The organism is Caryophanon tenue, from assembly GCF_001700315.1.
Classification (GTDB): Bacteria; Bacillota; Bacilli; order Bacillales_A; family Planococcaceae; genus Caryophanon; species Caryophanon tenue.
Window position 1 is genome coordinate 40,686 of the sequence record NZ_MASJ01000023.1, and the last position, 14,091, is coordinate 54,776.

Below are 14,091 nucleotides of genomic sequence, written 5' to 3' on the forward strand. Positions count from 1 at the left end.
ACGATGAAGGCAGCTCACAATCCGTGGAATGTGCTAGTAGTGACAAGCTTCGGTGTATTTCTTGTCATGATGAATATGAGTACGCTAACCGTTGCGCTCCCTTCTATTACGTCTTATTACGGGGCATCGACAATTGAAGCTAGTTGGATACTGCTAGCGTATATGTTATGCAATACAGTATTTATTTTAATTTTTGGCAAGGTCGCCGATTTATTTGGGCGCAAGCAGCTGTTTGTCATCGGACTTATTACGTTTACATGCTTTAGTTTCCTGTGTGGTTTCGCACCGAGTGTGGAATGGCTCATTGTGTATCGCGCACTGCAAGGCATTAGTGGAGCGTTAGTTATTACGAATACGACACCGCTGATTACCGACGCGTTTCGAAGTGGTCCAATGAGTAAAGCGCTCGGTATTAATGTCGTCGTGTCATCGGTAGCACAGTTGGTCGGACCGGTAATCGGTGGCTATGTTACGTTTATGTTTGATTGGCAGTGGGTGTTTTGGTGTAATGTGCCACTTGGGGCTTTGGCGATTGTCAGTGCCGTTATATTGTTACCAAAACGTATACCAGCGAAAAAGAATATCTCATTTGATTATATGAGCAGTGTGGCAATTTTCATCGGGCTCGGGAGCTTGATTATCGGCGTGACGATGAGTGGTGAATACGGCTGGGGCAGTACCATCGTTCAACGATGTGTGAGTATCGGGCTTGTGTTTTTCATCCTGTTTCTTTTTACAGCAAAACATGCGAAGCAACCACTGATTGAACTGACAATCTTTAAAAACAGCACCTTTTCTTTTGCGAATATGACGACCTTTTTAAATGCATTAGCACGTTCGTCGGTCGTGTTATTAATGGCGTTATATTTCCAAGTAATATATGGCGCAAATCCACTAGAAGCGGGCGTTTGGGTACTTCCGTTAACGGCGGGAACTGTTATTGCCTCGTTTTTTATCGGACAGCTCGCTGCACGGTGGAAAACGCGCGTGTTAACAACGAGTGGACTCATTATTTCCGCGCTCGGTATCGTCTGTATTTTCATGAATTTACATGTGAACGGCATATTTTTTGCCTTAATGCTTGGACAATTTTTAATTGGCTTTGGCTCTGGCATTTTCATGACACCGAATACACAGCTCATTATGTTAAGTGTTCCGGCACATACAACAGGTGTTGCGAATGGCATTCGTTCAATGTTGCAAAATATGGGCGGTGTATTAAGTACTGCATGTGCGCTCGTCATTGTCACCGTGAGCTTACCGAAAGAATTAAAAGCAAGTATATATGAAGTTGGTGAACGTTCGTTGAATATGCAGGAGCTGACGATGATTGCGCACGGCTTCCAGCTCGCGTTTAGTGTTATTTTCGTCATAACGCTGCTTGCCATTATTAGTGCGTATTTAACAACAGCACAGCGTATACAATTTGAAAAGCAATTAATTGAAGACTAATAAATGGGGGATGTTAATATGGATAAAATTTTAGCAGGTGGACATGTCGTTATTCCGTATGTAGGGGTACAAAAAATAGATATTGGCATTACTGATGGGAAAATTAGTGCGCTTGCACCGAATTTACAAAGCGACACCGCAGAAATTATTGATGTGGCGGGAAAACATATTTTTCCAGGTGCGATTGATGGACATAGCCATTACGGGGTATACGGGGGACTTGAAGGGCTAGTGGAAGATTATTATAAAACGTCTCGTTCATCGGCGCTAGGTGGCGTCACAACAGTTATTAACTTTATGCGTAGCTCACAGTCTTATACCGAGCAGCTCCCAACAGAAATCGCGATTGCCGAACAGCAAAGTGCCATTGATTTTTGTTTCCATTTAGGCATTATGACAAATAAGCATTTAGCGGAAATGCGTACATATGTCGAACAGTTTGGCGCTACATCGTACAAATTATATTTAGGCTATCGTGGGCAGGAACAAAGCCGCTTTGGGACAGACCGTTTACTTGATGATGAGCTGTTACTCGATATTTTCGCACAGATGAATGCCATTTCGAAAGATTTAGTATTAGCCATTCATTGTGAAAATGTCGATATGGGCAAACATTATTTCAAGCAGTACGAACATATTGAAGACCGCAACGAACTTGTCTTTTTTGAAAAGTATAATCCCGACATTGTTGAAACAGAGTCCGTTGTTCGCTGCGCAACATTAGCGATGCATTATGATGCGAAAATTACCGTTGTCCATATGAGCGCAGGGACCAGCATGCAGGCACTTGAAAACATGAAAAACTTCAATCCTGATATCGTCAATGTTGAAACATGCCCACACTATTTACTAGAAACGGTTGATAACGCAAAAGGGTTAGGAGCAATTGTAAAGCCACCACTGCGTTATGAAGCGGATAATGCGCTTCTTTGGGAAGGTATTCAAAAAGGCATCGTCAAATTTGTCGGAACCGACCATGTATCGATTTCATGGCAAGAAAAATTCAAAAACGGCTATGATATTGATAAAACGGTTTTAGGCTTCGGTGGTGCGGAATTTATGTTCCCATTAACATTAAGTGAAGGGCATTTCAAACACGGCTTACCACTGGAGAAAATCGCGGAAATTACGTCGGCAAATACGGCAAAAACGTATGGCATGTATCCGCAAAAAGGTGCGATTGAAATTGGCAGTGACGCTGATTTTGTGGTCGTAGATTTACAAAAGGCTGTAACGATCACACCGGACATTTTACCAATCAATTCGGATTACACGATTTATGAAGGGCGCCATGTACAGGGCTGGCCAGTCATGACATTACGCCGCGGAGATATCCTTGCGAAAGACGGTAATATTTGTGACACGCTAACAAGTGGGCGATATATTTTCCGTCAAGCTACACCGATTGACACACCACAGCTTGTTGAAACGCTTTAACGACGACACGTGCTAAGAAGGGATTCCTGCTTAGTACGTTTTTTTATGTCTAGGTGACTCTGAAAAATTGTGGCATGATAGAAGGGAGAAATCTATCATAGAAGGGGCGTGACCGTTTGAAAATCCTTATTAGTCCAGATGCATTTAAAGGTAGTTTAACGGCGATGGAAGCGGCAATTGCGATTGAGCAGGGCGTTCACGCGTGGGATGACACGATTGAAACGGTAAAATTACCCGTAGCAGACGGCGGTGAGGGCACGATGACGGCTCTTGTTGAGGCAACAAATGGGCGGTACGTTTCGGTTATTGTAGCAGACCCACTCGGACGTCTTATTTCCGCGCAGTACGGGGTACTTGGTAACGGCACAACTTGTGTTATTGAAATGGCTGTAGCATCAGGCCTTACATTACTTCAGCCAAACGAGCGTAATCCGCATATTGCCTCGACATATGGTACGGGGCAATTGATCCAACATGCACTCAAGCAAGGCTTTAAGGACTTTATCATCTGTCTAGGTGGTAGTGCGACAAATGATGGTGGTATTGGGATGCTGCGTGCTTTAGGGCTGCGTTTACTCGATGTACATGGACAAGACATTCCACCAACGATTGATGGTATTTTTGAACTGGCAACGCTTGATTTTTTGAATTGGCAAACACAATTAGCACATTGTCACATCCGTATTGCCTGTGATGTTCAGAATCCACTTGTCGGCGAGAACGGGGCAACCGCGATTTTCGGTCCACAAAAAGGTATTTTACCACATGAAATTGCCCGCGTTGATGCCGCACTGACACATTGGGCAAGCATTGTTGAACAACACTTGCACATTCGTCTTCACGACGCGGTTGGTGCTGGAGCAGCTGGAGGCATGGGTGGCGCACTCATCGCTTTTTTACAAGGTACGTTTCAAAGAGGAATTGATGTAGTGCTTCAGACGATGCAGTATGAGGCACATTTGCAAAATGTAGATTATATTATTACAGGAGAGGGGCAATCGGACGCTCAGACATTATATGGAAAAGCACCAATGGGCATTCAGCAACTTGCTAAAAAGCATCATATCCCCGTTATTTTACTGTCTGGTATGATTCCACAACATGCACAGCAACCGCTTCGTGCGCAATTTGATTATGTAGTAGCGATTGTGGATGGCGATATCACACAAGAAGCGGCGATGAAACATGCCGCTGCTTATTTACAACAACGCGCGACAAAGATTACGCAATTAATAACGAGAGCTGCCACATAAAGTCGGCAGCTCTCGTTTGTTTACGACAATTCACGTAAGCCTTCACCGTGCTGTATGCGTACAATGCCTTCTTCGCACACGCCGTATTTTCGCCACTGGCAATCAAAGCAGACACGCTCAATGAGGTCCGGTGTAGCAAAGGTGCGCATGCGCTTTTCAATATCTTGCCATGTTAGTTCATCGCCAATGTGCAACTGAAGCACATGTAATAATGCTTGATCTTGTTCGAAAACGCGCACAGCGTCACAATGATAGGGCTGATCACACGGGAACTTTGCACATAAATCATCTGCGCCTGAAATCACGCGGACAATAGTATGTGGCTGTTCGCGTAGCTGTTGGTGAATGTGTTTCATATTCATTGCATATGCTTCTGAATAGCCCATGCCACGAAAGCCCAATAAACAAAATAGATGATGCCCACGTAATTGAATTAGTTCCATGTTCATATGTACACTCCTTATGTAAACCATTTTTATAAATATGTTAACACAATTGAATGAATGTCTTTAGTCTTTCGCATCAATTTTCAAAAAAGTGACTATTTTCGACATGTCAGGGTATATATATATAAACGAATAACACCATATAAAATTAGTTATAAATTGGTTATTCAATAGGAGGGGTTTTTTGAAAGCTGTTACGTATCAAGGTGCAAAAAAAGTAGAAGTAAAAGATGTTCCAGATGCTAAACTCCAAAAGCCAGACGACATAATTGTACGAATTACGTCAACTGCCATTTGCGGTTCAGATCTTCATATTTACCGCGGGGCAATTCCTACTGAGAAAGATTTTGTCATTGGTCATGAACCGATGGGCATTGTCGAAGAAGTCGGTCCACAGGTCACAAAAGTGAAAAAAGGGGATCGGGTTGTCATTCCATTTAATGTATCATGCGGAGAGTGCTTTTATTGCCAACATGATTTAGAGAGCCAGTGCGATAATGCCAATGAAAATCCAGCGATTGACAGTGGCGCGTATTTTGGTTATACCGAGCGCTACGGTAATTTCCCAGGCGGTCAAGCCGAATATTTACGTGTACCGTATGGCAATTTCATTCCATTCAAAGTGCCAGATGATTGTGAGCTAGAGGATGAAGCACTGCTGTTTATATCAGATGTATTGCCAACTGCGTATTGGAGTGTTGAGCATTCTGGTGTCAAAAAAGGCGATACTGTCATTGTGTTAGGTGCTGGACCGATTGGCTTAATGGTTCAAAAATTTGCATGGATGAAGGGAGCGAAGCGTGTACTTGTTGTCGACCCGCTTCAATACCGTTTAGACCATGCAAAACAAACAAACCATGTTGAAGTTTATAATTTTGATGAGATAGATGATATTGGTGGCTATTTACATGAGCTAACACATGGCGGGGCAGATGTTGTCATTGATTGTGTCGGTATGGACGGTAAAATGTCGCTTGCTGAAAAGGCGCAGCAAAAGCTGAAGCTACAAGGGGGGACATTAAGCGCGATCGAAGTCGGTATCAAAGCGGTGCGTAAGTTTGGGACGCTTCAATTAACAGGAGTATATGGCTCATCATATAATCAGTTCCCACTTGGTAATATATTTGAGCGCAATGTCACGTTAAAAATGGGGCAGGCTCCGGCCATTCACTACAGTCCGATGTTATATGATATGGTCGCTAGCGGAAAAATCGACCCGACTGATATCATTACACATAAAATGCCACTGGCCGACGCACAGGATGCGTACGAAAAATTCCATGACCATGAAGATAAAAGTATTAAGTTCATTTTGAAACCATAACAAAAGCGCCTTCTTGTATGGCACTGACTGTCTTTTTTGAGACAGTCAGTGCCGTTTAATACCCGTTTTTCAACGAAAGGTGTTTTTATTTGTCTCATTATTTTAGGTCAGTGCCTATTGCTACGAGAAGGCGCTTTTTATCTATTTATGATGCTTGTACTGTTGCCGGTAGCTGATTCTTTTGGATAAACTGGTGAATCGCTTCATTCGATTCCACACTCTTTTCAATAACACATACATGTCCGCAATCATCTAAAATTTGGAGCGATGCATACGGATTTTGGGCAGCAGCACGTTTTGCTTCTTCTAAAAATAAATGGTCTTCTTTGCCGATTAAATAGAACTTTGGAATCGTGCAATCGCTTTTTTGATGCTGATCATATGGTTTTTTTGCATTTTTTAATAAATATGTCCATTTTACAAACTCTTGACGTCCGAGTTTTGCGGCTTCTTGCACAAAATAAAAGCGTGATTTCGCATGTGATTTTTTCGGCATAATTAAATACGCAAACGTTTTATAAAACAGCATATACGGAGCAAAATGACGCAATGTCCACGCACATTTAATTAACAGCGACGACCACGTATTAAACTTTAACACCGGCCCTGCTAATGTCATGGTCTGAATATATTGCTTCGCGCGGTACATCAGCTCGTTGCCAATAATTGTACCCAGTGAAAACGTTAAAAAATGCGCACGTGCAATGTGCAAACTCTCAAGCACTTCTGTAATTTTAGATACAACATCTGCCGCAACATAATACTTCGCGTCTGAGCCTGCTGAACCCCCATGCCCAGGTAAGTCAATAAACAATAAATTATAATGCTTCGACAAAAAATCCGCCTGCTTATAAAATAATGTGCTTTTCCCACCTAAGCCATGTAGTAACACAAGCCACTCTTTTTCGTGGCAAGAAAACATTTTTGTATAATGTAGCATACAATACCCCTAATGATATGATTTCGAATGATGAACTATTATTTTCTATAAAGTAATTCCACATTGTATGTTGACTATAACGTGGGGCGTGCTACAAGTCAATAAAGCGCATACGTCGTCACGAAATGCTCATATATTTTTCATTTTGCTCACTTCTGTGCAACTTCCGCTTGTGTAGTACGTCTTCCAAACCAATGGATATTGTTTTAGATAGAATAATGTTCGTGCCATGTTGTATCGAGGGATTATGTATGAATGTTATAGTTTTTTGTGTTCAATATTTACGAGAAAGTGTCATCTATATTCACTCATTTCTAGCGCTTTATTTAAACAAGTATAGCGTAGCGATAAACTAAGTGGACGCTCTTAAGTTATTTGTTTATTTGTAAAATGAAGATGTACAAAATCTATTTCTCGTTCAAACACATTCAATTGTTCCGAATAAATAGGATTTGAACAAGCAACTTCATAGGTGATGTCAGCCCCAAGAGCAAGTGCTTTTGAGATTTGTTCTCGCGTCATCAGACCACCTGCTGCAAGAAAGCCAAGTGCCTCCGCTTCACAGCTAGTTGCGACAAATGAAGGGGGGACACCAGCCATGGGTGCTTGAATAATTGCACTGTTAATCCCAAATTAGTGTAACATGCGTATTACCTCATCTAGAAATGTTGTATGATAAGGACTGTTAAAATATGCGGATTTTATGCGAGATTGTAGGAAGTGCAATGATCATGAAAATCCGCCTAAACTGTTGCTGTCAATCGCTTTATAAAACCCTACATAAATAATGTTCCATAAAAAACGAGAAGACGTTGATTGAACAGCGTCTTCTCGTTTTCTTTATGCGTTCAAACTTTTATATTGGAACGTTTTTTGTATAAAATATTAAATTTTTAGTGATTTTATTTTAACACTTTTTTCAAATTAATTATAGACTGGTAAATGGTCTGAATCGTCTATAATCTTAACTTACATTAGGAAATGGGGGATTAGTTATGAAGTTGGGCTTGAGAAATAATGAAGTTATCATTGTTCCGTATGATAAAAAGTGGAAAAAAGAATTTAATAAAACAAAAACGGAAATTATCCAACACACAAATTTAAAGCCAAACCAAATTGAACATATTGGTAGCACATCTATTAATGAAATTCGAGCAAAGCCTATTATAGATATTTTAATAGGTGTAGATAACCTTACAGCGCTTGATAAAACATTTTTTAAAGCTCTTCAAAATGCAGGATTTTACAGATTGAAAGTTGAAAGATCCAATGAAATCGTTTGCGCTAAATTTACTGATAAAACATTTGAAATCAAAACACATTTTATTCATCTAGTTGAGTTAGAAACGGAAAAATGGAATCAAATGCTATTCTTTAGGAATTATTTAAATACTAATCAAGATGTGAAAGAACAATACGAAAATCTAAAAGAGTCTTTTTTCAATGCAGACCTAGAAGGTATTCATTCATATACAGATTATAAAGAGCAATTTATACAATCTATTTTTGAACGAATGAAAAGTAAATAATCTATAAATATAAAAATGGTAAAATAGAAACAATCTTAAGAGAAAGGGTGTTTTTATTGGAACAAAGTATATCAAAAGTCTACACACCACCAAAACACATTGTCTCCGCAGCAACGATTGTAATTAATGATAAAAGAGAAATTATTAATTAAGGGACCTTTAAGAGGCTGGGAGATGCCAGGAGGTCAAGTAGAGGAGGGTGAATCTTTAAAAGAGGCTGCTATTAGAGAAACAAAAGAGGAAACAGGTATAGATGTAGAAATAATAAAGTTTTGTGGGATATTCCAAAATGTAAGAAAATCCATTTGTAATACACTTTTTTTAGCACAACCCGTTGGAGGTAAATTCACTACTTCATCAGAAAGCTTAGAAGTAGGGTTTTTCCCAATTAAGGAAGCTTTAAAAATGGTAACAATCGGGAATTTCCGTCAAAGAATTGAATACTGCCTAGATGAGAGTACACAACCTTTTTACATAGATTTCTAAAATTTATTGCCGGTGTTTTAATGGGCTTACCAGCAACGATAATTTTATTGATTATTGTTTATTTAGGGATGAAAAATTCATTGCATTTATTATGGTCAGTTTTACTAGAGATAGTAGGATGGCTATTATTTTTAACGATTCAAGATATCTTTATTAAATTTTTAAAGAGCATTTAGTAAAAAACGTCCCCAAACTATACTATGGTCAACAAAAAGAATTGAGGGAACATTATGAAAACATACGATTTAACAGCAAATGATTTTAAATTAATACAAGAAGCTAAAGAAAAAATCACTATCCTATATTAAGAAAATAAACATCACATGGGTGCAGCATTAAGAACGTTATCAGGCAAGTTAATCTCTGCGGTACATATAGAAGCTTATATTGGAAGGGCTACAGTATGTGCTGAAGCAATTGCAATTGGAAATGCAATTTCAAATGGAGAAAAATATTTTGATACAATCGTTGCGGTTAGACATCCGTATGCTGATGAAAAAAATAGAGAGTTAAAAGTTGTTAGTCCTTGTGGGATGTGCCGGGAATTGATTTCTGATTATTCTCCGGATTGTTTTGTTATTTTAGAGATAGATGGAGAACTACAAAAAACAAAAATTAGTGAACTGATACCTCTTAAATATAGTCGAGAATCATAAATAAAAATTTTTTCGACGTATAATTATTTTAATACGATAAGCGCTTATAAAGAATACAAAGTAAACCGAATAAACATTTCTAAATCAAAGATCGGGAGTGAACATAAAAGCCGTAAACGCTGTCAGATCAACGTTTATGGCTAGATTGTTTAGACGTGATTTTATCCACGATTCTACAAATTTAGTACCCGTAACGTTTAAGCGTATTTTATAGCTGGCTTTGTTCGGCACGTTGTTGCAGACAAACGAGTAGATTCTTCGCATTCCTTCAGTACATGATACTAATTGGCCATTTCGTTTATTGGTTGATTTTTCTTTCGTCCCTCATTTTAGCGACCATTTTTAGTGCCCAACGGAAAATATGCAATGGCTTGTATCAACGCAAGACAAGCAAGATTTTCATGTGTTGATAAGGTTAACTCACATCCCAGCATTCACCCATTTCCATTCTATACTTTATACAATTTGAATAAAGTTAACTAGTTAACCTATTGATAAATAAGTATTTTAGAGTTAAAATAAAGTAAACAATTACACGAAGGAGTGCGGACAGTGGCAGATGTAACATTAGGATTTAAGGTAAGTGAAGAGGTAAAGGATCGTGCCAAACAGATGATTGAAGCATCTGGCATGAGTGCAAAGGATTGGATTCAATCAGCCATTACGATGTACGAGTCGAAAAATGTCGGGACGGCTGCGCCGGAGTTTGTGACAAGTTTACATGAACTAGAAGTGCATACGACGCGTATTCATGAGCTTGCTGTTCATATGGTGCAGCAATCCATGCATTTAAAAGACCAAGCTGTACGTGAAGCATATCAAGAAGCCGATCGTAAAGACGAAATCGTAGCAGATTATCAGGAGAAATTACGTGAAGTGAAACAGCAGCTACAAGCAGTGCAAGAAGAAAATGCGGCTTTACGTGAAGCTTATGAGCAAGCGAGCACACAAATGACTGATATTAAACAAGCGCGTGACACGCAACAGGCACTTGTACAGGAGCTACAGCAAAAGGTTGAAGCATTAACCGACCAAGCAATGGCTTATGAAACAGCTAAGCAACAAGTTGTAGAAACAAAGGAAGCTCATAAAACAGCTTTAGAACAACAAGCACAGCAATATGAACAGCAACTACTTGCTGAAAACACACGTGTTACGACGATAACGGAGCAGTACGAAGAAAAGCTTACAGCACTCACAGCGCAACTCGCAGCGCGTGAACAAGATGTACAGCAACTTCGCCATACACAAGCGCTTGCTGAGAAGGAATCGGATTTAATATTACAACAAGCACTGATGCAGCAAGAACAACAATTCCAGCAAAAGCTACAGCAACAAATGGATGCGTATCATGAGAAGCTATTCCAATTGATGACCGCAAACCAAACAACTACAAAAGAGGTGGACTAATGCAGCAACTTTATTTTCACCCCACATGGGATAAGGCGATTAGCCCACAAGACCGTACACGTATTGAAGAAGTCTTTGAAGAAACATACACACAAGTAGATGATGTGATTATGAGCCCGCTTGTACGCGCCGCGATTAATCATAAAGGTGAATTATTAGTAATGGTACTTGTGCATAATTTTACGCATCATAGTGCTCGCTTCGTCGAACGTTCTTTATTTGTGCATTGCGATGATTTCTCAGAGGAACATGTGATGACAATTCCAGCACTATCCGTTCCACCATTTACAAGTATGCCGTGGACGTTTATCTTCCCCGCTTCCCCTATCTATAAAACACTCGAATTAGAGCATGTTGTGCTAGAAATTGACACATACTAAACTATATAAGCTTACTTAAAAGAACACGAAAAGAGCTTAGGACAAAAAAGTGTTAAGAGAAATGACGAAATTTCTCCTAACACTTTTCTGCTTTTATCGTCATACACTTTCGAGCAGGCTTTTCTACGGTACGGAGGCAAACACGAAGTTTGTCACATCTGCTTTGCCACACGATGTGGCGTTCTTTGCAGATGTATCCCTGTAGTATCTCGCTCGTACTGTTCCGCTAGAAGTCCGTTCTTCGTTTAACGACGACGTATCCAATGTTTATCATTGAACATCGTTGGACTTTATTTGAATTATCCTTCTGTCACAGACTCTTTTTCTTATACTGTTTGACGCTCGTAAGCAATTGATTTGTAAAAAGCAAATAAGCTTTCGGGTGTAATCGTTACTGGCATATTCGCCATATTTGGCGCAAAACTTGTTACGACAATTTCTTGGATTTGTTCGTCTGTTGTCACACCAATTTCATGCCACGTTGAACGTAGCTGTAAGGCATCCTTTAGCTGTTCTAAACGTTCGGCTAAATGCGCGGCGTCACGGAAGCCTAAGTCACGGCTAATAGCTTCGATGCGTTCACCCGCTTCTTCACTTTGCGCTGTAAGTAGCCAAAACTTTCCGAGTGTGAACGCACATGCTTCCCCGTGCGGTACATCAAATTGTTCTGTTAACGGATATGAACAAGCGTGGGCTGCCGCAGTTTGCGTTAAGTTAAAGGCTAAACCAGCTGCAACAGATGCTTCTGCCATTTTCGTACGCGCTTCTAAATGATTTGGCTCATGGTATGCCGTTTCTAAATACGTAAAGACGATAGACGCGGCATGTTTAGCAAATAAATCCGTAAATGGCTGATGATTTTTGCTGTAAAGTGCCTCTAATGAATGCGCAAGTACATCAATGCCACTTGTTGCTGTCACATGTTCTGTACAGCTAATCGTTAGCAATGGGTCGATTAACGCATACACTGGATACAAATACGGATGATTAAATGGCGCTTTCTTCCCTGAGTTTGGGTCACTTAACACCGAAACACGTGTAATTTCACTCGCTGTGCCGGCTGTCGTTGGCACAGCGATTAACGGTACGCCTGGTGCTGTAATGGCATAATCCCCATCGAAAAACTGCTGGGCAGATGCATTCGTTGGTGCAAGCACTGCAGCAACTTTTGCGCAGTCTAGCACACTGCCACCACCAAGTGCAACGACAAAGTCATATGTATCTGCGCGTAATGCGTCGATGCAGTGCTGTGTGTTTTCGACAGTTGGGTTTGGCTGAATGCCCGAAATCGACTGTGTAATGACACCATTACTTGTGTCGATAATGCGCGCAACTGTGCCATTTTGAATCGCGGAATTTGTCGTAATCAGCAGCCCTTTTGTATAGCCAAACTGCGCAATGAGTTCAGGTAATTTATCTAAATGACCCGCGCCGAAATCAATCGGCACTTGTTGATGGAATAAAAATGACATCATAATCTCCTCAATTCTTTCGTATTATACCGTTACCGCTTCAAAACGTGGTAGTACGTCTTGTCCAAAACGTCGCGCTTCTTCTACGTGTGGGAAGCCTGATAAGACGAAATGTGTAATACCTACATCCATATAGTCACGTAATGCTTCTTCTACTTGTGCTGGTGTCCCAACGATTGCCGTACCTGCTCCTTTACGTACTTGACCAATACCTGTCCAGCTATATTTATCGAAGCGGTCTGTGTCACGTGCGATTTCAGTCATGCGCTTTTGGGCAACTGAGTCTGTTTCTTCAAAGACATTTTTCATTTTTTCTTGTACATTGTCATCAATTTCGCTAATGATATGGTACGCTGCTTGCCACGCTTCTTCTTCCGTTTCGCGTACAACGATGTGTAAACGAATACCGAACTCTAATGTACGCCCTAATTTCTCAGCACGTGCTTTGACATCTTCAATTTGTTCTTTTACTTGGGCAACTGGCTCGCCCCATTGTAAATAAACATCTGAGTACTGTGCAGCAATTTCTTTGGCACTATCTGAAGAACCACCGAAGTAAACTGGAATGCGATTTTCTTGATAAAGTGGTGGAACAAGCTGTGCATCTTTTGTTTCGAAAAACTTACCTTCATGGCTAAATGTTTCACCAGCCCATGATTTTGTAATCACATCTAAAAATTCTCCCGTACGTGCGTAACGGTCACCATGCTCTGTAAAGTCACCATCTTGGCCAAGCTCTTTTTGTGAGCCGCCTGTTACAACATTCACTAATAAACGACCTTTCGCAAATTGGTCTAATGTAGCGGACATTTTCGCCGCTACTGTTGGTGCAACGAAACCTGGGCGGAATGCGACAAGTGGTTTAATTTTTTTTGTGTTATGAATAATTGCTGAACCAACCATCCACGAATCTAAATACGGAATCCCTGTAGGAATTAAAATCCCTTCAAAGCCTGCTTCTTCTGTTGCTTGGGCAACTTCCACTAAATATTCAAGTGATGGCTCACGCTGTGGCTTTTGTAAGCCTAAAAATTCTCCGTCTCCGTTTGTTGGGGCGAACCAATAAAAATGTGGTGTTGTCATGTTTTATTTCCTCCTAGTATGGTTGATAGTTAAGTATGAGTGTGAAACACTGTCTAAAAAAGACAAAAAGAGCCCTCGCGTATTAACTAGTCATTCGTTAAGTACGTCAGGAGCTCTGGTGTTTCCAGTCACTTCTTCTATGTAAGTCTAGAATAAATAAATAATTCTTATAAGTCAAGTAGGTTTTAGGTTGATTGGTGAATTATACCGAAAAATCTGTTTT

12 protein-coding genes and 2 pseudogenes are annotated in these 14,091 nt (G+C 40.3%); 9 read left to right on the forward strand and 5 right to left on the reverse strand.

What is annotated here, in order from left to right; genetic code table 11:
* The first annotated feature begins 3 nt into the window (after positions 1–3).
* The 3 genes from A6M13_RS10335 (at position 4) to A6M13_RS10345 (ending at position 4,142) form a co-directional block, all read left to right on the forward strand.
* The gene (locus A6M13_RS10335) at positions 4–1,452 is read left to right on the forward strand and encodes an MFS transporter (RefSeq protein WP_066545740.1); all 1,449 of its coding nucleotides are present in this window, start codon (positions 4–6) and stop codon (positions 1,450–1,452) included.
* An 18-nt stretch (positions 1,453–1,470) separates the two neighbouring features.
* Positions 1,471–2,889 carry a dihydroorotase gene (locus A6M13_RS10340; protein WP_066545742.1) on the forward strand — a complete coding sequence of 473 codons (1,419 nt, stop codon included), beginning with the start codon at positions 1,471–1,473 and terminating at the stop codon, positions 2,887–2,889.
* 116 nt (positions 2,890–3,005) lie between these two features.
* Entirely contained in the window at positions 3,006–4,142 is a 1,137-nt protein-coding gene (locus tag A6M13_RS10345; protein WP_066545744.1) for a glycerate kinase, read from the forward strand.
* Positions 4,143–4,162: 20 nt separating this feature from the next.
* On the opposite strand, the gene A6M13_RS10350 is transcribed toward A6M13_RS10345, so the two are convergent.
* Positions 4,163–4,591 carry a DUF1284 domain-containing protein gene (locus tag A6M13_RS10350; RefSeq protein WP_245669297.1) on the reverse strand — a complete coding sequence of 143 codons (429 nt, stop codon included), beginning with the start codon at positions 4,589–4,591 and terminating at the stop codon, positions 4,163–4,165.
* A gap of 181 nt (positions 4,592–4,772) precedes the next feature.
* Between A6M13_RS10350 and A6M13_RS10355 the strand changes: the two genes are divergently transcribed.
* Complete coding sequence (locus A6M13_RS10355) at positions 4,773–5,912, forward strand: zinc-dependent alcohol dehydrogenase (RefSeq protein ID WP_066545746.1); 1,140 nt, start codon at positions 4,773–4,775, stop codon at positions 5,910–5,912.
* A gap of 145 nt (positions 5,913–6,057) precedes the next feature.
* Here A6M13_RS10355 and A6M13_RS10360 read toward each other — a convergent pair whose 3' ends face one another.
* A complete protein-coding gene (locus A6M13_RS10360; protein WP_066545753.1) occupies positions 6,058–6,852 on the reverse strand; it encodes an alpha/beta fold hydrolase in 795 nt (264 codons plus the stop codon).
* A gap of 366 nt (positions 6,853–7,218) precedes the next feature.
* Positions 7,219–7,374, reverse strand: a complete 156-nt coding sequence (locus A6M13_RS16315; protein ID WP_169817436.1) for a hypothetical protein — start codon at positions 7,372–7,374, stop codon at positions 7,219–7,221.
* A 473-nt stretch (positions 7,375–7,847) separates the two neighbouring features.
* Here A6M13_RS16315 and A6M13_RS10365 point away from each other — a divergent pair, with 473 nt between their 5' ends.
* From A6M13_RS10365 to A6M13_RS10385, 5 genes and pseudogenes are all read left to right on the forward strand, one after another.
* Positions 7,848–8,381 carry a GrpB family protein gene (locus tag A6M13_RS10365; protein ID WP_066545755.1) on the forward strand — a complete coding sequence of 178 codons (534 nt, stop codon included), beginning with the start codon at positions 7,848–7,850 and terminating at the stop codon, positions 8,379–8,381.
* Positions 8,382–8,437: 56 nt separating this feature from the next.
* A pseudogene (locus tag A6M13_RS10370) lies at positions 8,438–8,867 on the forward strand (NUDIX hydrolase).
* Positions 8,868–9,097: 230 nt separating this feature from the next.
* Positions 9,098–9,523, forward strand: a pseudogene (locus A6M13_RS10375) (cytidine deaminase).
* Positions 9,524–10,075: 552 nt separating this feature from the next.
* Positions 10,076–10,933, forward strand: a complete 858-nt coding sequence (locus A6M13_RS10380) for a hypothetical protein (protein ID WP_066545757.1) — start codon at positions 10,076–10,078, stop codon at positions 10,931–10,933.
* Positions 10,933–11,313, forward strand: a complete 381-nt coding sequence (locus A6M13_RS10385; protein WP_066545760.1) for an SLAP domain-containing protein — start codon at positions 10,933–10,935, stop codon at positions 11,311–11,313. The genes A6M13_RS10380 and A6M13_RS10385 overlap by 1 nt, the downstream gene beginning before the upstream one ends.
* Before the next feature lie 326 nt (positions 11,314–11,639).
* On the opposite strand, the gene A6M13_RS10390 is transcribed toward A6M13_RS10385, so the two are convergent.
* Together A6M13_RS10390 and A6M13_RS10395 are read right to left on the reverse strand one after the other, a co-directional pair.
* Positions 11,640–12,788 carry an iron-containing alcohol dehydrogenase family protein gene (locus A6M13_RS10390; RefSeq protein ID WP_083998325.1) on the reverse strand — a complete coding sequence of 383 codons (1,149 nt, stop codon included), beginning with the start codon at positions 12,786–12,788 and terminating at the stop codon, positions 11,640–11,642.
* Positions 12,789–12,809: 21 nt separating this feature from the next.
* Positions 12,810–13,868 carry an LLM class flavin-dependent oxidoreductase gene (locus A6M13_RS10395; protein WP_066545766.1) on the reverse strand — a complete coding sequence of 353 codons (1,059 nt, stop codon included), beginning with the start codon at positions 13,866–13,868 and terminating at the stop codon, positions 12,810–12,812.
* Between the last annotated feature and the right edge of the window lie 223 nt (positions 13,869–14,091).

Excerpts from the sequence above, each read along its gene's own strand:
- A6M13_RS10385 (WP_066545760.1), top strand. The coding sequence starts at position 10,933 with ATGCAGCAACTTTATTTTCACCCCACATGGGATAAGGCGATTAGCCCA.
- A6M13_RS10335 (WP_066545740.1), top strand. The coding sequence starts at position 4 with ATGAAGGCAGCTCACAATCCGTGGAATGTGCTAGTAGTGACAAGCTTC.
- A6M13_RS10350 (WP_245669297.1), bottom strand. The coding sequence starts at position 4,591 with ATGAACATGGAACTAATTCAATTACGTGGGCATCATCTATTTTGTTTA.
- A6M13_RS16315 (WP_169817436.1), bottom strand. The coding sequence starts at position 7,374 with ATGACGCGAGAACAAATCTCAAAAGCACTTGCTCTTGGGGCTGACATC.
- A6M13_RS10395 (WP_066545766.1), bottom strand. The coding sequence starts at position 13,868 with ATGACAACACCACATTTTTATTGGTTCGCCCCAACAAACGGAGACGGA.
- A6M13_RS10360 (WP_066545753.1), bottom strand. The coding sequence starts at position 6,852 with ATGCTACATTATACAAAAATGTTTTCTTGCCACGAAAAAGAGTGGCTT.
- A6M13_RS10390 (WP_083998325.1), bottom strand. The coding sequence starts at position 12,788 with ATGATGTCATTTTTATTCCATCAACAAGTGCCGATTGATTTCGGCGCG.
- A6M13_RS10365 (WP_066545755.1), top strand. The coding sequence starts at position 7,848 with ATGAAGTTGGGCTTGAGAAATAATGAAGTTATCATTGTTCCGTATGAT.
- A6M13_RS10340 (WP_066545742.1), top strand. The coding sequence starts at position 1,471 with ATGGATAAAATTTTAGCAGGTGGACATGTCGTTATTCCGTATGTAGGG.